Genomic DNA, 21,153 nt, shown 5'->3' with positions numbered 1-21,153 from the left:
TATCAACATAATTTGTTGATTACTATTTATTCAAACAAGACTAAAAAGTCTTTTTAATATTTAAATTTGTTCCATACCACAATAAAAATTCTGCAATATGGACAAATTTGTAATCAAACGAAATGGCACGTATTTACCATTTGAACCTTTCAAAATAGAAGAAGCCATTACAAAAGCTTTTGCTAGTGTAAGCGAAACTTTAAATCCAAAAGTAATTGAAACCGTATTCCAATTGTTATCACACGAAGACACTTGGGCAGTTGAAGATATACAAGATAAGATTGAAAAAACGCTTTATGAATATGGTCATTATGAAGTGATGCGTTCTTTCATGTTGTTCCGTCATACTAGAAAACTGCAACGCGAACACGTTTTAGGATTAAATGACGATACCACTTATGTCGACAGCACCCAAACCATCGAAGAATATACCAACCAAACCGATTGGCGCATCAATGCAAACGCTAATACTTCATATTCAAATGCAGGTTTAGTGAATAATGTCGCAGGAAAAATTATTGCGAATTATTGGTTAGACAAAGTCTATTCGAAAGAAGAAGGCTATGCACACCGTAATGGCGATATTCACATTCACGATTTAGATTGCTTAACGGGTTATTGTGCGGGTTGGAGTTTACGGGTTTTATTAAATGAAGGTTTTAACGGTGTTCGAGGTCGAGTGGAAAGTCGTCCTCCTAATCATTTCAGAGAAGCATTAGGACAAATGGCTAATTTCCTAGGAATTTTACAAAGCGAATGGGCCGGAGCTCAAGCGTTTAGTTCGTTTGATACTTATTTGGCTCCTTATGTTTTCAAAGATAATTTATCATATGATGATGTTTTAAAAGCGATTCGAAGTTTCGTCTACAATTTGAATGTTCCAGCTCGTTGGGGACAATCGCCGTTTACGAATATTACTTTAGATTGGGTAGTTCCTGACGACTTAAAAGAGCAAATCCCAACACGAAACGAACAGCATCTTTTCAAGGGAATTACATCTGAAGATTTTATACAAAGAGCCAAAGAAAGAGGCGTTTCAGATGTAACCGAAATGCGTTACGAACATTTTCAAAAAGAAATGAATCTCATCAACAAAGCCTATTATACGGTTATGACCGAAGGCGATGCGCATGGACAGCCGTTCACCTTCCCTATTCCAACGGTTAATATTACTGAAGAATTTGATTGGTACGGAGAAAACACCGATATTCTTTTCGAAAATACAGCAAAAATTGGTTCGTCTTATTTCCAAAATTTCATTGGAAGTCAATATACGTATGATGAAAATGGCAATAAAGTTGAAAATCCAAATGCCTACAAACCCAATGCCGTTAGAAGCATGTGCTGCCGCTTACAACTCGATTTACGCGAATTATTAAAAAGAGGTAACGGTTTATTCGGTAGTGCAGAAATGACAGGAAGTATCGGTGTCGTAACTATCAATATGGCGCGATTGGGTTATTTGAACAAAGGCAATAAAGTGAAATTATATTCCGATTTAGATCGTTTGTTAGAAATTTCAAAAGCAACCTTAGAGAAAAAACGCCTTTTCATTCAGGAAATGTACGATAGAGGTTTATTTCCATATACCAAACGTTATTTGCCACATTTCAGAAATCACTTTTCTACAATTGGTGTGAACGGAATTAACGAAATGATTCAAAATTTCACCGATGGAAAAGAAGATATCGTTTCAGATTACGGAATGGCGTTCGCGACTGAAATTTTGGAACACATTCGAACCACAATGAGAGCTTATCAAGAAGAAACAGGTAATTTATACAACTTAGAAGCTACTCCAGCAGAAGGAACTACATATCGTTTTGCCAAAGAAGACAAGAAACGTTATTCCAATATTATTCAAGCAGGTGAAGGTGAAAACATTTATTATACGAACAGTTCACAATTACCAGTAGACTATACCGAAGATCCGTTTGAAGCTTTGCTATTACAAGACAATTTACAATGTCAGTATACAGGCGGAACTGTTCTACACTTGTACATGAATGAAAAACTAAGTTCGGTAGAAGCATGTCGCAATTTCATTAAAAAAGTGATTACGAATTTCAAATTGCCATATATCACGGTGACTCCCGTTTTCAGCGTTTGTCCGAAACATGGCTATTTGAATGGCGAACACGAGTATTGTCCGAAATGCGATGAAGAATTATTAGCAACCTTAAAAACAACATCCTATGCAAACACAAACCACTGAAGCCTTGCTTCAACACAATGAAAAAAGAACCAAATGTTTGGTGTATACACGAGTAATGGGCTATCACAGACCCGTAGAAAGTTTTAATATTGGAAAAAAAGGTGAACACAAACAACGAACCCACTTTAGAGAATGTAAATCTTGATTTTCTAAACAAAAAAGCCATTCATAGCTTTACACCCTTCACTCTACTAGATTATCCCGATAAATCGGCTTGTATCTTTTGGTTTGCAGGGTGTAACATGAAATGTGATTATTGTTACAATCCCGAAATAGTTTTCGGAAAAGGCTCTTTTTACTTTTCCGAAATCATTTCGTTTTTAAAATCCAGAAGAAATTTGTTGGATGCCGTAGTTCTTAGCGGTGGCGAATGCTTGATACATAAAGACATAATTCCATTCATCAAATTAGTAAAAAGTTTAGGGTTTTTAATCAAAGTAGATACGAATGGAAGTCAGCCCAAAGTACTAGAAAAACTAATAGAAGAAAAGCTAATCGATTATGTGGCTTTAGATTTTAAAGGTCCGAAAGAGAAATTCTATGCAATTACTAAATCTAATTTTTATACTCAATTTCTAAGTTGTTTGGAATTGCTTCAAGCGAGTTCCATTCCATTTGAAGTCCGAACTACTTATCATTCTTCTTTATTGAATTCAGAAGATATTGCAGCAATGCAAAACGTTTTATTGGTATTAGGTTACGATAAAGACTATTACATTCAAAATTTTAGAAATTATCAAAACACGATTGCACCACTACCCGATTCGCAATCAATTTCGGAAAAGGATATCCATCAGAATATGACTAAAATCATATTTCGATGATTTAAAATGCCTAACTTTGTGTAAATTTTATCTATGTTTTCAAAAACCTGTGAATATGCCATACGAGCTACCATTTACATTGCCTCAGAATCCTCTGCGGGCAAGCGTTGCGGTATTCGAGACATTGCCAGAAAAATTGAATCACCAGAACCTTTTACAGCTAAGATTTTACAACGTTTGGTAAAAGCCGACATCATAAAATCGATTAAAGGAAATGGCGGTGGATTTGAAATCGAAAAGGTACAATTGAAACACATCAAATTAGAACAGCTCGTAAAAGCTATCGACGGAAATGACTTATTTGACCGATGCAGTTTAGGACTTCATGATTGTTCCGACAAACAACCGTGTCCTTTTCATCATAAGTACAAACCATTACGTGAAAACTTGAAGAAAACGCTGAAAGAAACCTCTCTTTTGGATTTAATTAGTGAATTCAACACCGGAGAAACTTTCCTTAAGCTTTAAAAAATTTAATTAAATAAAAGATAAAAATATCCTCTAATGAAAACAACTTCGGATTTAAAAGAGAAAATTCTTGAATTGAAAAAAAGAAAAAATGCGGTTATTTTGGCGCATTATTATCAAGAAGAAACCGTTCAAGAAATTGCTGATTTTGTAGGTGATAGTTTAGAATTATCGAGAAAAGCATCGCAAGTTGATGCCGATATTATCGTTTTTGCTGGCGTTTATTTTATGGCAGAAACGGCTAAAATTGTGAATCCCAATAAAAAAGTAATCGTTCCCGATGTTAAAGCAGGTTGTTCCCTTGCCGATGGTTGTCCGCCAGATGCATTCAAAGCTTTTCTAAAAAATTATCCGAATCATACCGTTGTAACTTACATAAATTGCACAGCCGAAGTTAAAACCTTAACAGATATAGTTTGTACTTCTTCCAATGCTAAAAAAGTAATCGCATCTATTCCTGAAGACCAACCTATTGTTTTTGCTCCAGATAAAAACTTAGGCAAATACTTAATTTCAGAAACTGGTCGCGATATGGTTTTATGGGAAGGTTCTTGTATTGTTCACGAAGCATTTTCATTAGAAAAATTAATCGATTTATATAAAAAACATCCCACCGCTACTATCATTGCACATCCAGAATCGGAAACGCATATTTTGAAGGTAGCGCATTACATAGGTTCGACATCTGGCATGTTGAATCATGTAAAAAACAGTTCAAACGACACTTTCATCGTAGCCACAGAAGCGGGAATTTTACATCAAATGCAATTGGATAATCCGACCAAAACATTAATTCCAGCGCCTTCAAAAGAAGACAATACTTGTGCGTGCAGTGAGTGTGCGTTTATGAAAGTCAACACCTTAGAAAAACTCTATCAATGTTTACAAGATGAACATCCGGAAGTACATTTGGACAACGAAATCATCGAAAAAGCTTTACTTCCTATTCAAAGAATGTTAGCGCTAAACTAAAACATCATGCAAAATTTAGAAACCGATATACTCATAGTAGGAACAGGATTAGCGGGATTATCACTAGCAAAATATCTCAGCGAGCAAAATCCGAACTTACAAATTATTTTACTTAGCAAAACCTCTATAGACGAGTGCAATACCTATTATGCTCAAGGCGGAATTGCCGTAGTACACGATTTTATCAAAGATAGTTATCAACAACACATTCAAGACACTTTACTTGCTGGAAAAGGCATTTGCGATAAAAAAGTAGTCGAACACGTCATTACAGAAGCACCTACCCGATTGCAAGAATTGATTCAATGGGGAGTGGAATTGGACAAGAATAATTCAGGTGAACTGGATTTAGGGTTAGAAGGCGGTCATTCTCAAAATCGTATTGTACATTACAAAGACAAAACAGGATTAGAAATTGAAACCAAGTTGATTCAAGTTGTTCAAAATTTACGGAATGTCACCATCAAAACTTCCTTTTTTGCAACTGATTTATTATTAGACAATCAAAAATGCATCGGAATCATTGGATTTGATGAAAAAAGCGAAGTGACATCCATCGTAGCAAAAGCAACCGTTTTAGCAACTGGTGGTTCGGGACAAGTGTTTGGCGTGACTTCTAATCCGTTTGTTTCAACTGGGGATGGTGTGGCGATGGCGTATCGAGCGGGTGCTAAATTGGAAAAAATGAAATACATTCAATTTCATCCCACAGCACTTTACGAACCTAATAAAAGCCAAGCTTTCTTAATTACCGAAGCGATTAGAGGATTTGGAGCTCATATTTTGAATCAAAAAATGGAACGTTTTGTTTTTCAATACCATCCTGATGGCGAATTAGCAACTCGAGATATCGTTTCGAAAACCATTTCGGATCAAATGAAAAAAGAACATTCGCAACACGTTTGGCTCGATGTTAGACATTTACCGATAGCTACATTTAAAACAAAATTTCCAAAGGTTTACAACTATTGTTTCGAAAATGGAATTGATGTTGCTAAAGATTTAATTCCGATAACTCCAGCAGCGCATTATCAATGTGGTGGTATTGTGGTGGATGAAATGGGTGCTACTTCTATCAAACAATTGTTTGCCATAGGAGAATGTTCGCACACCGGACTTCATGGCGCCAATCGATTGGCTTCGAATTCATTATTAGAAGCGATTGTTTATGCGCATGATTTAGCAAATCATCTGATTTCATCAATAGATGCAATTAAATTGAATAAGTCTGAAATTACGCCAATTCGCTATAAAAACATTCATCACGACCAAATTTTGCAATTCAAAAACCAACTGCAACATTTCATGAAATACGATGCTTTGTACACTTCGGGAAAAAATACTGAAAAAGTATATGAAATGGTTACCGAAATGAGCAAACGCTTCAAAATGAAGTTCAAAAATTATAATTCGCATCCGTTTTTATGCGAAACTTATAATTTGATTCAAACCGCAGAAATCATTTTAAAAGATTGTTTACCAAAAAGATACCGAGTAAAATCGGTTAAAAAAGAAAAAACTATTTCGTAATGCTGAATCTATTTGCTCATCCAAAACGCATTTTTTTGTTGCTTTTCGTTTGTTTTCTAACGTTTAGCATTTGGATTTATGCCATTCCGCTTTTTAGCCCAACGCCCTATTCTGAAAAAGAACTTCATTTAGTAGCTGAAGGTCGATTGGTTTGGCAAAAATACAATTGCCATACGTGTCATCAATTGTATGGCTTAGGCGGTTATTTGGGTCCGGATTTAACGAATGTGTATTCCAGAACTGCCAACAACGAAGCGTATATCAAAGGCATTATAAAATCGGGAGTAAAACAAATGCCTGCTTTTGAAATTTCGGATGACGAAATGAAAGCGCTTTTACACTTTTTAAAAAATGTAGATGCCACCGGAACATCGAATCCGCAAGATTACCAACCTGAAATAATAGGAACTTTTAGTTTAGAAAAGAAATGAAGAATATTGGAATTTGGCTCATCAGAGTAGCTCTTATACTGTTTGTTTTAGGTTTGTTTTTTGGACATTTAGCTTCCGAAAGTTATCGCATAACCCAACCAAAATCGGGTGTTATGGGATTTTTATCGCTTCGTCCGCTTCATGTGAGTAGCGCTTATTTGGGCATCATAACAGCAGGATTAGGTTTTGTAACACTGATTATTGCAAAAATGAAAACCACTCGATTGGGTACTTTTTTACAATACTTGCATTTTTCACTTTGGGTAATTGCTTTACTTGGAATTTTCTACAGCTATTTTACAGGTGATTTTGGCGGAAGAGAATATTGGGAATTCAATCCTGTTTGGGCTTTACCGATTTTTCTCTCTTTTATTATTTTCTTAGTTTTCTATCTGCATCAAATTGGTTTTTCGATAAAATGGCCTGTGTATTATTGGATGTGGCTTACTGGAATTATCTTCTTTATTTTCACTTTCATCGAAAACTATTTGTGGATTTTTCCTTATTTCAGACAACATTTTATTGCCGATATGACGATTCAGTGGAAAGTAAATGGTTCGCTTGTGGGTGCTATCAATCAAATCATTTATGGTGTTGCTTTTTATTTGATGGAAAAAATTAGTGGCGATGAGAAATCGTCCTATCAAAAACTATCTTTTGCGATGTATTTTCTGGGAATGTTTAATTTGATGTTCAATTGGGGACATCATATTTACCTACTTCCAACCGAAAAATACATTCACTACATTGCTTACGCAGTGAGCATGACGGAATGGATTATTTTGATTCGTATTTTCTACAAATGGAGCCAACAAATCAAAGAAAATAAACAATTTTACTACTTTTTCCCTTATCGATTTTTGATGGCATCTGATTATTGGGTCACGATAAACTTAACTCTAGCTTTATTCATGTCGATTCCAGCCATCAACTTATACACGCACGGAACGCATATCACGGTGGCGCATGCTATGGGAACTACCATTGGGATTAACACTATGATTATTTTGGCAGGTGTTTTCTACTTTATTAAACCGACTTTTAATTCTGCAAAATGGCGTTTGTATGGGAGCATTGCGTTTTGGATAGTACAAATTACCTTATTACTTTTTCTAATTTCCTTAATTGGGATGGGCATTCAACGTGCGATTTGGCAAGCAGGATTGACTTCGGATAGTTTTAGTAAAATGAGTAGTTCCAGTGGGAATTGGGTTTTACTTTTCATCATTTTAGGAACAATTTTAATGTTCAGTATGGCGAGTTTCTTCATTTATCTTTTAATTCAATCTTGGAAGAAAAGTAAATTGAACATTGAAGAATAAATTTATCCTAAAAATACGATGATAAAAATCAGGTGAGATTTGATAATTCCATTGTATATTTGACCCTTAATTCTTTCAAATTTATCATTGCTTATGTTTTCAAAATCATGCAATTATGCTATAAAAGCTACTATATTTATTGCTAAACATTCCTTAGAAGAAAAAAAGGTAGGTTTTGTTGATATCGCTAAAGAAATCGATTCGCCACAAGCGTTTACAGCTAAAATTTTACAAATACTTGTAAAAGCTGGTATTATCGATTCTGTTAAAGGTGTAAATGGTGGATTTTATATTCCGAAAAAACGTATTGCTTCAACTTTCTTAGTTGAAATCGTTGATGCTATTGATGGTGATGCCGTTTTTCATGGTTGCGGATTAGGTTTATCTCATTGCTCAGAAACTCATCCTTGTCCGGTGCATGATAAATTTAAAAGTATTCGTAATGAACTAGCGTATATGCTAGAAACCACGAATTTAGAAGAATTAGCTTTGGGAATTAAGTCAGGAGAAACTTTCTTGAAATCGCTATAAAACCAATTCTTCTAATTTGTAGTATTTTTAAAACTGAAACATCAAATTAATAAAGATATTTCGTCCCATTCTTGGAATATTTTTCCAATCGGTATAAGTAGTATAATTGGCATCGAACATGTTTTCAACACCCATATTTAGCATCATTTTTGATTTCTCAAAAGTAAATTTATATCCAAAATTGGCATTTACAATCGCATAATCTGGTGTTTTGTCTTCACCATAAAAAGCATTGTATTGAGTTTGTGTAGTATTTCCTTTTAGTTGTAATTCCGAGCTAAATTTTCCTGGTCTAAAGCCTAAAGAAGTCATGTAATTAAACGGACTCATAAAAGGCAATCCGTTATTCTCATTGTCTTTTCCTAAGTTATAGACGAATTGTCCTTTCCAAATCCAGAAATCTGATAATTGATAACTTACCGTAAAATCGGAAGATAAAATAGTCGCATAATCTAAAGCAGTATAGACTTTTATTCCATTGGCACCAATAGTCATAGGCGCTACCGAAGCATCCGGAATTCCAATGATATAATCGTAAATATGAAAATACGATGCTGATATTTTGGTTTGCCATTTCGCATTTTTGAAACCAATATTGGCATTTCCTTCTAATGATTTTTCGTTTTTTAAGTTTGGGTTCCCAATGTAATCAAATCCATCAAAACTGTTGTACAAATAAAACCCATACCCTTCTGAAACTGATGGAGCGCGTTCGCCATACCCCATTCCGAATCCATACGAAATTCCGTCTTTGTTATAGAAATAATTAGTGGAAAAACTTTTTAGGAATCGAGATTTTGAAGCATCCATTTCAGGATAAAAAATCTGTAAACTTTGTAAGCCGAAATCACTCGCTACATTGTTATTATGAAAACCTAAATTGGTGGTGAATTTCAAATTCGAATGACAGTTGATTTCGAAATTATCTTCCAAATAAATTCCAGCATACAACGTACGAACATCAGGCCAAGTGTACATAAACATTAAGTTTTCGTTTGGATCAGACGGATACATTGTCATTTCGGCAACGGAACGATTGTAAAACGAATTCAAATTGGCTAAAAATTGATGTTTTTTGTATTTCCTATTTACTTTGGAATAAAAACCATAGGTATCGCTCCAACCTGGCATATCCATGTGAATAGGAACATCAGGACGTTTGGTGTCGTCCATGGTGTGTGTAATCGTATTGAAATAGAGTTTGGTTTCCCAATTATCGATTGAATCAAAACTTGGTTTGTAATTGAATTTTACTGAAGTAATCAAAGCTTCCGCCAAAGAAACATCCATTGGTAATGCAGGATAACCAACATCAGTAGCTCTATCAAAAATTACAGAAGCTTCAATGTTTTTATTGGGAGCTAATCGGTAACCCGAAGTGGCGGAAAGATTCAGTTTTCTGAACTGTGAAAATTGAATTTCTTTGTTATTTCCTGCTTTGTAATTTTCGGCATCGCGAAACATTACATCGGTATCCACATAAAATAAACTATCAGCATAATTGATGGCTGAGCCTATGATTTTTTGGTGATTATTCGTTTCATAACCTGAGTTAACAAAGAATTCCCAACCCGCATTAGTAAATTGGCGTTGGCTTCTTTTTAAATCGATAGAACCACCAATCGTATTTCCATGACAACTGCCTTGTTGCCCTGAAGAAATGGTAGCTTCTGACAAATTAGATACTTCAACATAGGAAGTTACAGGATCCATTTTATCGGTACAAGCACCAAAGATTCGCATTCCGTCGATGGTAACTACGGTTCGTTCAGTTGCCATTCCGTTGATGATGGGTTCCCAAGCATAAGCACCTCTTTTGATTAAATCTACTTTGGTTGATTTTTGCAGAAATTCGTCTAAAGTAGCAAGTGTTTTGGTTTGTTTTTCGTGTAAAGCTGCTTTTGTTCCTACTACCAAAACTTCTTTGAGTTCTTTGGTTTTAAGAGAATCCGCTTCTTGACTAAAAGTAAAACAAAACGAAAGTGACAGAAAAAATACTATTAATTTTTTCATGATATAAAAGTTTTAAAAAAGGTCATTATAATGTCATAACGACCTTTTTTATAAGTAAAATTTAAAATTCGATTTCGAAGAAAATACTACTAGCAGTAACTGTTTCTGTGATTTCTTCTCCTTTTAAGATAGTTCCTTCTGCGTCAGCTAATTGTAAGTTGATTTTCCAATAACCTGTCATGGTTAACGATAATTTCCCATCATATAATCCACCAGCAAGCGTTTGAGTTGCATGAACGTTATTTGGAGAGGTATGATTTCCCATACTTGGCATTCTTGGGTCGATTTTTACAGTGTAACCATCCACAACTGGGAACGTCATCATGTTTTGCATTTTCCAAACGCCAACTTTCATATCGTTAAGCGCTACTTTTGGATGATGAGGCTCAATGTAAGCCACTAAATACTTAACACCATCTGAACCTGTGAATGTATTTACTTTTCGATGAGTAGAGGCTGGTAAATCAATTACATCTGTAGCAGTGTAGTCTATTCCATTAATGGTATAATCTATTTTTAAGTCCCAATATTCCGTGTCATTTTGCGCCATTTGAAACATAATATAACCTTCATATAAAGTTCCATTTTCAGTTACTTTTTCCACTTCTGATTTAGGACAAGAATGCGTCATTGAAGTCATGTGCATTAGAGGCATCCAACTCACTTGGGCATTTGTTATATAATTGTTGGTTCCGTTTTCTTTGATTCGTAGACTAATTTCATTGTATCCTTGTTCTAAACTTCCCATGTGAGAATACAATTCAATCGTATGTGTATCGTTAGTGATTTCTTTAAATTTAGTAATTCCGTCTAATTCATTTACAGTAATTTCATCATCGTTTGAACAAGACACAAAAGTTAAAGCCATAGCAAAAATGGCTGCAATATATTTTATTGAAGTTTTCATTATATTTTTTAATTAAAGTGATTGTAATTCCATCTGAAATGTGATTTTTTCAGAGAAATTATGATATAAGTTGAGTGGGTTAATTCAGTAAATGAACTAACAAAAACCAATATTTAATTAAGAAATAAATGTGGGTGGATGAAAAAAGGCACAATCATTCAAGTGAAAGTAAAGGTTAGAATAATTGTTACCAATAGAAGTTTTATTTAAAAAATAAATTTGTCTAATTTCTATAGGTTGAATTTCCTGAAAAAATACAATTTCAGTATGTTCGAAAGATATTTTTTTATCAGAAGAATTTTCAGAATTACTTTCGGAAGCTTTTGCCAATTGTTTTGCCAAGTGACACTTTCCGTTACATTTTAATTCGGGTTTAGATTTGTTCTCACAAAGGTTGTTTACAATGTAATCATAATTCACGGCATACTCTAAAACCGGGAGTATTGGCTTCAGGAACATTAGCGCGGTTAATATGATTAGTAATTGTTTCATGGGACAAATTTACAAGAAATAAATTAAGGTCTAGTATGATTTCAGTCATATTTTTTTTACTTTTATTGAAATTAATTTGTGCTTTATCTAAAAGAATTAAAGCCTTCAACACAACTACTTTATGCAGATTGATTTAGATTTATTATTTACTTGGGGCGCTATTGCCAAGGAGTACAAGAAAAATGAAATTATTTTTCATGAAGAGGAATCAGCGAATTTTTATTATCAAATTATTGACGGTTGCGTAAGAATGTACAATTCAAATGATGAAGGAAAAGAGTTTACCCAAGGCTATTTTAAAAATGGTCAGAGTTTTGGAGAACCTCCTTTATTTATTGATGAAGTATATCCTTCTACAGCAGTAGTTTTCAAAGATTCCAAGATTATAAAAATTTCAAAAGAGAAGTTTTTAAAGATTTTAGAGGAATATCCCTTTATTCAAAAACAATTCTTGAATTTAATGGCAACTCGAATTCACACCAAAGCCAAAACCACTAAAGACATTGTAAACCAAAAACCAGAGTTTAGAATTTTAGCTTTTCTAAATGCACACAAAAACCCCGATTGTTCTAAAAAAGAATTAGTGGAATTTACAAGACAAGAAATTGCCAACTTTACAGGATTACGTGTGGAAACGGTGATTAGAGAGCTTTCAAGATTAAGTAAAACGAATAAAGTGGAAATTATTAATCACAAATTATATTACTGATGTCGTTTAAAACAACTTTTTGGATTCGGTTTTCGATTTTTAATCTGATGCTTGTTGCATTATTAGGACTTTTAATGCGTTATAAAATTCTGTTTGAATTTCCGCTACTCGATCAAAAAAGTGTACAACATTCGCACTCTCATTTTGCTTTCGCTGGTTGGGTTACGCATACTTTAATGACGTTACTAATTGCCTTTTTACAAAAACACAACACGCTTCACAAAATAACATTTAAGAAATATAATCTTATTTTAATTGGAAATTTAATTTGCTCTTATGTAATGCTGATTTCCTTTATTATGCAAGGTTATGGTGCAATTTCGATTACTTTTTCAACCCTTTCTATTTTTGTTTCTTATTGGTTTGCTTATGTTTTCTTTAAAGATTGCAAACAACTTGAAACTTCTTCTGTAGCAACAAAATGGTTCAAAGCTGCATTATTTTTTAATGTGATTTCGTCTTTAGGAACTTTTGCTTTAGCTTATATGATGGCAACAAAAAACATCCATCAAAATGAATATTTGGCTTCCATTTACTACTATTTGCATTTTCAATACAATGGTTGGTTTTTCTTTGCTTGTATGGGATTGTTGTTGGATTATTTAAAAATAACATCAAACTCAAATCGCATTTATTCACAATCATTTGTATTGCTATTTTGGTCTTGTATTGCAGGGTATTTTCTATCAACTCTTTGGTTAGATTTACCGCTACTAATTTATGTTTTAACGGCTATTTCGGCAATTGTTCAAGTAGTTGTTTGGTATTTATTATTCAAAACTATTTTTAAAGAAAACAAATCCATCTTCGTTACTCTTCCAAATTACTTAAAATATATGATTTTATTCATCAGTTTTGCTTTGAGTGCGAAGTTCTTATTACAATTGGGTTCCACCGTTCCTGCAATTAGCAAATTAGCATTTGGTTTTAGACCGATTGTGATTGCTTACTTACACTTGATATTATTAGCTATTATTTCACTTTTTCTGTTGTTTTACATTTATGTAAATAATTTTATTGTTGTAAATAAAAAAACCATCTTAGGATTAATTGTATTTAGCATTGGAGTTGTACTTAATGAAGTGGTATTAGGAATTCAAGGAATCGCATCATTAAATTATACTTTAATTCCTAAAATTAATGAAGCTTTGTTTGGAATTGCTATACTTCTTTTCGCAAGTATTTTATGGACAACTTTTTTTACAAAAAAGGAATAAAAAAGTATTTTTTTTATGATTCTACGCATAAAATAATTTTCAGATAATCAAGTACTTTGTGTGTATAAATTATTCAAATTATGAAAAATTCCATTAAAACTTTATTGTTAGCCAGTTTACTGATCACTTTTGGGTGTAAACAAGGCGAAGAAACAGCTTCAGAACCAGCATCAGAATCTACAGAAGTACCAGCTGGTGGACAAGAGAATGTGGTTGATGAAACTTCAGTTCCAAATATTGTGCAAACAGCTGTAGGAAGTAAAGACCACACTACTTTAGTTACTGCTGTTAAAGCGGCTGGTTTAGTAACATCATTAAGTAATGCTGGACCATTTACTGTATTTGCACCAACAAATGCTGCATTTGACAAGTTACCTGCTGGAACAGTAGAAGGCTTGTTAAAACCTGAAAAGAAGGGTGATTTAGAAAATATTTTAGGATATCATACCTATGTAGGTGTCTTAAAAGTAGAATACATGCAAGATGGTCAAGAGTTTGACATGGTTTATGGCGGAAAAGTAAAAATCACTAAAAAAGATGACAAAACGTATATCAATGGTTCTGAAATAGTTGCTACAATTGAAACTGGCAACGGAATAATTCACGTAATTGGCGACGTACTTTTACCAAAATAGAAATAATTATTAATTCAACTTTGCTTTTCTTATAATTAGGTTAAAAAGCGTGAATTGAATCAATTCACGCTTTTTGTTTTAGCGATGGTTAAACTAAATTATATTCCTCCTATTCGAATTAAACTTCCTAAAATTAACATTATAACTGCAATAATAGTTACTAACGAGATGAATAAATAGAGTAAATATGATGGTTGGTTTTGTAGTTTTGGAAATAAAAACTTAACCGCTGTAAAAGCTAAGAGTATTGTGCAAAAAAAGAGTGCTATTTTTAAACTTATTATTTTTTCTATTGAATTTTGAAAATTAAACCATTTGTCAAATGAAATTCCATAATCGTAGGCTAACAATATTCCTGTTACAAATAAAATTAATAATGAAGGAATTCCAACAGATTCAAAATTTTTTCTAAAAAATGTTATGTCATCTAATGATTTATTTTTCAAAGCTTTTGGAACATATCTTAAAAGTAATATTAAATGTCCCCCAACCCAAATTGTAGCCGCTAATAAGTGAATTATTAAAATTATTTGATGATACATTATGATAGTGTTTTGTACATAATTACCTGGGCAATATTTGAAGCTCTTTCTTTAATTTCATTGGCTTTTATACCTATAAAAAGCTTATCTACTGTTTCACTAAATAAATTATTCCAATGCTGAAAATGTTGTTGATTCATAGTGCTTTTTTGATGTAACTCTTTGTGAACCACCATAGGACTTCCACTATAATTTCCAGAGTAAAAAAGAATATTCTCCCAAAAATCATACATTATAGGCAAATGTAATTCCCAATTTACTTTTGCTACATCATTGAATAAATATCCAATAGTGTCATCTTTTTTTACTTTATCATAGAATGCATTGACTAATTTTTCAATATCTTTTCTATTTCTAATATCTGTTTTCATATTGGATCAGTTAAAAAAAATAAATTATTTAACTATAAAATCTAAATTTATAAACCATATATTTTACAAATCTTTAGTTTTAAATTTTTTAAGCGATAATACAAAAGGAACAATTACCCATAGAATTAGCAATAATAATGAAATAGCTATTCCTGTTCCATTACCAAAATATTCTTTAAATAAAGCACCTGTATATCCCATCATTGCAGAAGCATCTAAATGTAATAACATTTGGATTCTTGCTAAATCAATTGGACTTAGAGAAGTTACAAAAATCATTGGTTTTTCTATAGGATAATCTGAGAATTGAAACAATAAAAACAATATCAATCCATCAAAAATTAATGCAAAAAAGAGCCAAATAACTATTGAAGCACCAATTCCTCTGGCTTTATCTCTATTAAAAATAGCACTAAGAAACGCTAAAGAAACAAAAATAGCAGTGATTAAAACACCTATTAGCAACATCATTATACCATTCAAATTAGGTGCATTGATGAGTAATGGAATTCCAGATCCAATTAAAAAAGAAATAATAAGCGAGAGTGATAAACTAATAAATAAACTTATCCAAATTTTACTTCTTCTAATAGGTTGACTTATTAAAAGTTCAATAAATTCAGAACTATTATAAATGTAAATTGTTGCAAACAAAATTGAAACTAATGGAACTGTAAATAAAATAACATTCAAAATTGTTAGCATTCCTTTTGCTGTATTATCTTCCATTCCAAAAGAACTCCAAGATAAAACGGCTAAAATAAATGTGTAAACTAATACAATTTTATTTTTTAAAATATCGGATAGTATAATTTTAATTATTCTGTTCATTTGAATTGGCTCTTAAAATTTTAGCAATGGCTTTTGAAATTTTATCTTCTTGTGTTTCATCTCTTAATTCATCTATATTTTTATGAAAGAATATTTTACCTTCTTGCATAAAAATAATTTCAGAAATCAAATCATCTAATTCACTTAGTAAATGTGATGTAATAATAATTAATTTGCCTTTTTCTTTTTCTTTAATAATTTTCTCTTTTAATAATTCAGATGCAAGAGGATCTAAACCAGCTGTAGGTTCATCTAATATTAAAACATCTGGATTAAATAAAAAAGCTAAAACTGCACTGATTTTTTGAGTAGTTCCACCAGATAGTGTTCGCATTTGCTTATTTAACATTTTCTCAATTTCAAAATCTCTAAACAAATCTTCATCTAAATTGTCTTTTGAATTTCGAATTTTCTTAACCATTTCGATAATTTCACCAATAGTCATTGTATCTGGATAGCGACCAATTTGTGGCATGTATCCAATTTTTTCTCTGTACAGATAATCACCAAAAATCGATTTTTTATTAAATTCCATACTTCCAGCATCAGGAATCACCATACCTAAAATCGACTTTATCAAAGTTGTTTTTCCACAACCATTAGGTCCAATTAAAGCAATACATTGACCAGAATTACAGGAAACAGAAACATTCTTAAGGACTTCCAGTTTTCCAAATTTTTTAGATATATTTTTTATTTCAATCATAATAATGGTAATGGTTTCATTTGTGGCTTATTGTCTATAAAATTATCAGGAGTTATACTTGGTAATACTTTTTCAGATTTATCTAAAAGTGTAATCATAAAACTTCTAAATAAAAGCATAGTTGAAGGATTATTTTCAATCAGAACAGCAAATAAACTCAAAGGATGATATGGTACATCACCAATTTCATCTTTATTCAAATCATAGCCTTCATATTTATCCCAATAATTTGAATTAAAAGTATTCAACACTAAACTTCCGTTGGTTCCCATATCAAAAGTATTACCAATGAAATTATTGTTTACAACTTCGTTATCCATGCTACTTGCTTGAATTTGCATAGCCCATCCATTAGCGTTAAATTGATTTTTCTCTATTTTATTTCGGCTACTACCTTCAACGTAAATAGCTGAAGTATTTGAGTTAAATCTATTGTTAAATATATAACTATCCGTTATATCTTTTAAAAGCAATCCATAAGCTGAAGCTCCCCAATTTTCATCAAAAGTGTTATTAAACATTTTAACATCTTTAGTATACATTACTGCAACTCCAGCACCGTTATTTCTAAAAATATTAGTAATATATGTATCGCTGTGTGAAAACATAAAATGCAATCCATATCTGACATTATTTGTGCTAATATTTCTCCAAATTAATGAATCATATACAAATTCAAAATAAATCCCATCTCTATGACCATCAATACGATTTGCAATTATTAAAATATTATTTGATTTCCAACAATGAATTCCATTTCCAAGCTGTTGCTCTTGTTTTCCATAAGCTTTTAGTGTATTATTTTTAATAGTACAATTTTGAGAATTTTGAAGATATATCCCAAAAAAATTATCATCTAAAACATTATTTTGAATTAAAACGTGACTTCTATTATAAACTTTAATACCACAAGGATCTGTAATAGTTGCGTAAGCACATCTTACTATTTTGAATCCATCAACCACTACACTATCTGCGTGTATTGATAAAACTTCATGTTTTTTTTCCCCATCTAAAACCGGCAAACCTTTTCCTAAAAAGACAATTTTTTTATCAATTTTTATATTACCTTCTTTATACAATCCACCATGTACAATAAGAGTATCTCCATTTTTTGCTAAAGCAATTCCTTTCTTAACAGACTTAATCTCATGCTTTTTACCTACATGTATAGTGGTTGCTTTAAGTGAGAGTGAAAAAAAAAGTAATATAATTAAGAAATATTTCATTTGATTTTATTTAATTATTTCGCTCCAAGAAATTGGATTTGCATTATATTTTGATGCTATTTTTTTTGCTTCCTCCTCGGTTTTAACTGCAATTATATTGCCACGCATTGGACTGCTAATTTCTCCTCCTTTTACGTAAAAGGCATTTTCGGCAGGAATTAAAACATTATTTTGATTAAAATCATGTATGTAAAATGATTGAATATTTGTTGTTAGATTTTCTTTATGATAATTAATCATACAATGCATATCATCAAATTTATATATTCTACCCTTTGTTGTGATTAATTCTGCTCCAAATTTACCATCTGCAATTTTCATTTTACAAAAATCACATCCGTCAGAATTAAGTTTAATTGGATCAGCTTCTTTTGTTGCACAAGAAATTGATACTAACAAGATTAAAATATAAGATAGTCGTTTCATTTATATTGATTTTTTAAATTTAAATTCTTTTAAAACTACAACAAATAATAAAATTCCAGCGCCTGTAAGCATCCATCCACCTATATCTGGAATTGAATAAGCTCCAAAGTTTAATAATTGTTTGTAACCAATTAATGGAGGTTGATAAGCCATACCCGGCACTTTTATTGCTGCATTAGGATCAAGATTGTGTCCGTATTCATAATTCCATCTATAAAAATCAATTCCAGAAAGAATTACAAAAAGAACAAAAGTTATAAGAAAGCCAAAAACAGCTTTTCTATTATTAATGAATACTAAAATTAGTGAAATAAATGCAAAAGTCCCAAAAACATAAGGAAGAATCGTAAATTCAAAAAAGTTCTCCGTATGTAAAGTTGCCATACCGATGTAGTGATTTAATCCATTTATAATATCAACATCACCGCCAATTTTATTTGCATGAAGTTGTAACATTAATCCCTCTGGATATTGTGGAGCATCTAATTCAATTCTCCACATTGGTACAAATAAAGAGCCAATAAATAATAATCCTACTATTACTAACAAAACTTTAGAAAGTATTGTTAAATTATTTTCTTTCATGATTTTTATTTTTATGTTAAAATCATATATTGTTTTAAATAAATTATCGTAAGTTTTTCTTACTAAAAGAAAAACAATAATGATTTTTAATTATAGTTTTAAGTGAAGATTTTTGTTTTATTGGAAGAAAAATTAGGGAGCATTTCTGCTCCCTAAAAAATTATTTTGTTGAAGAAGCTGGTAAATTTGTACCTAAGCTATAACTAAGAGGAACATTACTTCCTGCAGGAGAAACTCTGATGTATCCTGACATTTCTTGGTGTAATGCACTACAGAAATCTGTACAATAAAATGGAACAATACCAACTTTTGTAGGTTTCCAATTCAAGGTAGAGGTTTCGCCAGGCATAATTAGTAATTCAGCGGTTTGTGCTCTTCTAATTGAGAATCCATGAGGTACATCCCAATCTTGTTCAAGGTTTGTAATGTGGAAATAAACATCATCTCCAACTTTAATTCCTTCAATATTATCTGGAGAAAAGTGTGAACGTACCATTGTCATATAAACATGTACTTTGTTACCTTCTCTTACCACTTTTGTTTCTTTTTCACCTTTAGCTACTCTTGGGTGATTATTTTTCTTAATATCGTAAATTTTCAATTGTCCGTTATTTCGAATCAAATCAGCAGGAGCTGCTTGTGCATAGTGAGGCTCACCAATAGTTGGAAAATCTAACAATAATTGCATTTTATCTCCGCTAATATCATATAATTGAGCAGATTGCGTTAACTCTGGCCCTGTAGGTAAATATCTATCTTTTGTAATTTTATTGTAAGCAATCAGATATTTTCCAAAAGGTTTTTTAGAGTCGCCACCAGGAATACATAAGTGACCTACAGAATAATAAGTTGGTACTCTATCTAACACTTTTAATGTTTTAATATCCCATTTAACTACTTCAGAAGACACAAAGAAAGTAGTGTATGCGTTTCCTTTTCCATCAAATTCAGTATGTAATGGTCCTAAACCTGGTTTTTGAACCTCTCCATGAAGTACTGAGTTGTATTTTAATACAGGAATACCTTCATAATCACCTTCATAATCTTTTTTGCCAATAGCATTTATCATTTTATCAAAGCTAAATACAGGTATTAAAGCTGCTAATTTACCTGAACCTACGATATATTCTCCAGTTGGATCAACATCACAACCATGTGGAGATTTTGGACAAGGCATTAAATAGCAAATATCTTTCATTGCCATAGCGTCTAAAACTAAAACCTCATCTTTAATTACAGAAGTCCCAGTATGTGTTTCGTCATTCCAAGTATTATGGGCATATTTTGTTTTTTCTATTTTCCCTTTACCAGCTTTTATATACTCTTCAGCTTTTTTCCAGTTTACTGCCATAATAAAGTCTTTATCTCTTTGAGAAGCATTAACTTCTAAAAGTGTATTAGCTTGTTCAGAATTGTAACAAGTGAAGAAAAACCATCCATGAGATTTTCCTTTTCCAGCATGAGAAAGGTCAAAATTTACACCAGGTAATCGTAATTGAAAAGATAAATCCATTTTACCTGATTCTTTATCCACTTTAATAAAACTAATATGTCCTTTAAAATTTTCTTTATAAGTATTGATTGGAACATCACCATTTTCGTAATCACCAGGTACACCAAAACGAGTTCCTGCAACTACATATTCTGTATTTTCAGTAATAAAAGGTGATGAGTGGTTACCCGCAGAGTTTGGCAACTCAATAATTTCTGCAGTTTTAAAACGTTTTAAATCAACTCTTGCAATACGTGGTGTGTTGTTTGCATTAGCAAATATCCATCTACCATCAACTTCTCCGTTGGTTTGTGATAACTCTAAGTGATGTTGATCATCCCAAGGAATAAAACCTTCTGAAGTATTTAACATAGGTTTAGTTTCTTCACTAAAGCCCCATCCACTTTCAGGGTCTTGAGAAAAAATAGGAACTACTTTTAACATTCTACCACTTGGCAGACCATAAACACTCATTTGACCACTAAATCCCCCTGAAACGAAATTATAAAATTCATCGTATTTACCAGGAGCAACGTATACTCGTTGAGCGGCATCACCACTAACAGCATCTCCTGAATTTTTGGGTTTACAAGAAGTAAAAAGTGCACTTCCTAATACAATTACTAAAATTGCTTTTACAAATTTATTTTTCATGATATATGTAGTTAAATTAAGGTATCGTATCACTTTCACTTAATACAATAC

General features: G+C 32.1%; 23 protein-coding genes. 12 read left to right on the top strand and 11 right to left on the bottom strand.

Annotated elements, in window-relative coordinates:
* The first annotated feature begins 97 nt into the window (after nt 1-97).
* From LOS86_RS03365 to LOS86_RS03325, 9 genes are all read left to right on the top strand, one after another.
* On the top strand, nt 98-2,215 hold the full coding sequence (locus LOS86_RS03365; protein ID WP_231843236.1) for a ribonucleoside triphosphate reductase: 2,118 nt from the start codon (nt 98-100) through the stop codon (nt 2,213-2,215).
* Nucleotides 2,196-2,360 carry an anaerobic ribonucleoside-triphosphate reductase gene (gene nrdD, locus LOS86_RS13670; RefSeq protein ID WP_111567273.1) on the top strand — a complete coding sequence of 55 codons (165 nt, stop codon included), beginning with the start codon at nt 2,196-2,198 and terminating at the stop codon, nt 2,358-2,360. Before LOS86_RS03365 ends, nrdD begins: the two co-directional genes overlap by 20 nt.
* Complete coding sequence (locus tag LOS86_RS03355; protein WP_309508781.1) at nt 2,317-3,039, top strand: anaerobic ribonucleoside-triphosphate reductase activating protein; 723 nt, start codon at nt 2,317-2,319, stop codon at nt 3,037-3,039. The genes nrdD and LOS86_RS03355 overlap by 44 nt, the downstream gene beginning before the upstream one ends.
* A gap of 33 nt (nt 3,040-3,072) precedes the next feature.
* Nucleotides 3,073-3,507, top strand: coding sequence for an RrF2 family transcriptional regulator (locus LOS86_RS03350; protein ID WP_111567272.1), 435 nt, complete (start codon nt 3,073-3,075; stop codon nt 3,505-3,507).
* 36 nt (nt 3,508-3,543) lie between these two features.
* Nucleotides 3,544-4,479, top strand: coding sequence for a quinolinate synthase NadA (gene nadA, locus LOS86_RS03345; protein ID WP_231843235.1), 936 nt, complete (start codon nt 3,544-3,546; stop codon nt 4,477-4,479).
* A gap of 6 nt (nt 4,480-4,485) precedes the next feature.
* Entirely contained in the window at nt 4,486-6,009 is a 1,524-nt protein-coding gene (gene nadB, locus LOS86_RS03340; RefSeq protein WP_231843234.1) for an L-aspartate oxidase, read from the top strand.
* Nucleotides 6,009-6,440, top strand: a complete 432-nt coding sequence (locus LOS86_RS03335) for a c-type cytochrome (protein WP_231843233.1) — start codon at nt 6,009-6,011, stop codon at nt 6,438-6,440. The genes nadB and LOS86_RS03335 overlap by 1 nt, the downstream gene beginning before the upstream one ends.
* The gene (locus tag LOS86_RS03330; RefSeq protein WP_231843232.1) at nt 6,437-7,762 is read left to right on the top strand and encodes a cbb3-type cytochrome c oxidase subunit I; all 1,326 of its coding nucleotides are present in this window, start codon (nt 6,437-6,439) and stop codon (nt 7,760-7,762) included. The genes LOS86_RS03335 and LOS86_RS03330 overlap by 4 nt, the downstream gene beginning before the upstream one ends.
* A 93-nt stretch (nt 7,763-7,855) precedes the next feature.
* Nucleotides 7,856-8,293 carry an RrF2 family transcriptional regulator gene (locus LOS86_RS03325; RefSeq protein WP_231843231.1) on the top strand — a complete coding sequence of 146 codons (438 nt, stop codon included), beginning with the start codon at nt 7,856-7,858 and terminating at the stop codon, nt 8,291-8,293.
* Between the two features lie 27 nt (nt 8,294-8,320).
* On the opposite strand, the gene LOS86_RS03320 is transcribed toward LOS86_RS03325, so the two are convergent.
* From LOS86_RS03320 to LOS86_RS03310, 3 genes are all read right to left on the bottom strand, one after another.
* Nucleotides 8,321-10,306: a TonB-dependent receptor plug domain-containing protein gene (locus tag LOS86_RS03320; RefSeq protein ID WP_231843230.1), complete on the bottom strand. Its 1,986-nt coding sequence runs from the start codon at nt 10,304-10,306 to the stop codon at nt 8,321-8,323.
* Between the two features lie 61 nt (nt 10,307-10,367).
* Nucleotides 10,368-11,213 carry a hypothetical protein gene (locus LOS86_RS03315; RefSeq protein WP_231843229.1) on the bottom strand — a complete coding sequence of 282 codons (846 nt, stop codon included), beginning with the start codon at nt 11,211-11,213 and terminating at the stop codon, nt 10,368-10,370.
* A gap of 117 nt (nt 11,214-11,330) precedes the next feature.
* Complete coding sequence (locus tag LOS86_RS03310) at nt 11,331-11,705, bottom strand: hypothetical protein (RefSeq protein WP_228063946.1); 375 nt, start codon at nt 11,703-11,705, stop codon at nt 11,331-11,333.
* A 121-nt stretch (nt 11,706-11,826) separates the two neighbouring features.
* On the opposite strand from LOS86_RS03310, the gene LOS86_RS03305 reads away from it, so the two are divergent.
* From LOS86_RS03305 to LOS86_RS03295, 3 genes are all read left to right on the top strand, one after another.
* Nucleotides 11,827-12,414 (top strand): Crp/Fnr family transcriptional regulator, encoded by a 588-nt coding sequence (locus tag LOS86_RS03305; protein ID WP_231843228.1) that lies wholly within the window; start codon nt 11,827-11,829, stop codon nt 12,412-12,414.
* 47 nt (nt 12,415-12,461) lie between these two features.
* The gene (locus LOS86_RS03300) at nt 12,462-13,631 is read left to right on the top strand and encodes a hypothetical protein (RefSeq protein WP_231843227.1); all 1,170 of its coding nucleotides are present in this window, start codon (nt 12,462-12,464) and stop codon (nt 13,629-13,631) included.
* An 80-nt stretch (nt 13,632-13,711) separates the two neighbouring features.
* Nucleotides 13,712-14,266 (top strand): fasciclin domain-containing protein, encoded by a 555-nt coding sequence (locus LOS86_RS03295; protein WP_231843226.1) that lies wholly within the window; start codon nt 13,712-13,714, stop codon nt 14,264-14,266.
* Between the two features lie 98 nt (nt 14,267-14,364).
* On the opposite strand, the gene LOS86_RS03290 is transcribed toward LOS86_RS03295, so the two are convergent.
* From LOS86_RS03290 to nosZ, 8 genes are all read right to left on the bottom strand, one after another.
* Nucleotides 14,365-14,808 carry a CopD family protein gene (locus tag LOS86_RS03290; RefSeq protein ID WP_231843225.1) on the bottom strand — a complete coding sequence of 148 codons (444 nt, stop codon included), beginning with the start codon at nt 14,806-14,808 and terminating at the stop codon, nt 14,365-14,367.
* Nucleotides 14,808-15,179 carry a group III truncated hemoglobin gene (locus LOS86_RS03285; RefSeq protein WP_231843224.1) on the bottom strand — a complete coding sequence of 124 codons (372 nt, stop codon included), beginning with the start codon at nt 15,177-15,179 and terminating at the stop codon, nt 14,808-14,810. Before LOS86_RS03285 ends, LOS86_RS03290 begins: the two co-directional genes overlap by 1 nt.
* A gap of 63 nt (nt 15,180-15,242) precedes the next feature.
* Nucleotides 15,243-16,010 (bottom strand): ABC transporter permease subunit, encoded by a 768-nt coding sequence (locus LOS86_RS03280; protein ID WP_231843223.1) that lies wholly within the window; start codon nt 16,008-16,010, stop codon nt 15,243-15,245.
* Nucleotides 15,994-16,716: an ABC transporter ATP-binding protein gene (locus LOS86_RS03275; RefSeq protein WP_231843222.1), complete on the bottom strand. Its 723-nt coding sequence runs from the start codon at nt 16,714-16,716 to the stop codon at nt 15,994-15,996. Before LOS86_RS03275 ends, LOS86_RS03280 begins: the two co-directional genes overlap by 17 nt.
* Nucleotides 16,713-17,945, bottom strand: coding sequence for a nitrous oxide reductase family maturation protein NosD (gene nosD, locus LOS86_RS03270; protein ID WP_231843221.1), 1,233 nt, complete (start codon nt 17,943-17,945; stop codon nt 16,713-16,715). The genes LOS86_RS03275 and nosD overlap by 4 nt, the downstream gene beginning before the upstream one ends.
* A 6-nt stretch (nt 17,946-17,951) precedes the next feature.
* A complete protein-coding gene (locus LOS86_RS03265; RefSeq protein ID WP_231843220.1) occupies nt 17,952-18,371 on the bottom strand; it encodes a nitrous oxide reductase accessory protein NosL in 420 nt (139 codons plus the stop codon).
* The gene (locus LOS86_RS03260; RefSeq protein ID WP_231843219.1) at nt 18,372-18,956 is read right to left on the bottom strand and encodes a hypothetical protein; all 585 of its coding nucleotides are present in this window, start codon (nt 18,954-18,956) and stop codon (nt 18,372-18,374) included.
* 160 nt (nt 18,957-19,116) lie between these two features.
* Nucleotides 19,117-21,102 (bottom strand): Sec-dependent nitrous-oxide reductase, encoded by a 1,986-nt coding sequence (gene nosZ, locus LOS86_RS03255; RefSeq protein WP_231843218.1) that lies wholly within the window; start codon nt 21,100-21,102, stop codon nt 19,117-19,119.
* Nucleotides 21,103-21,153 lie beyond the last annotated feature (51 nt).

It is taken from the genome of Flavobacterium cyclinae (assembly GCF_021172145.1).
Lineage (GTDB): Bacteria > Bacteroidota > Bacteroidia > Flavobacteriales > Flavobacteriaceae > Flavobacterium > Flavobacterium cyclinae.
This window is presented reverse-complemented; position numbering and strand designations above follow the sequence as displayed.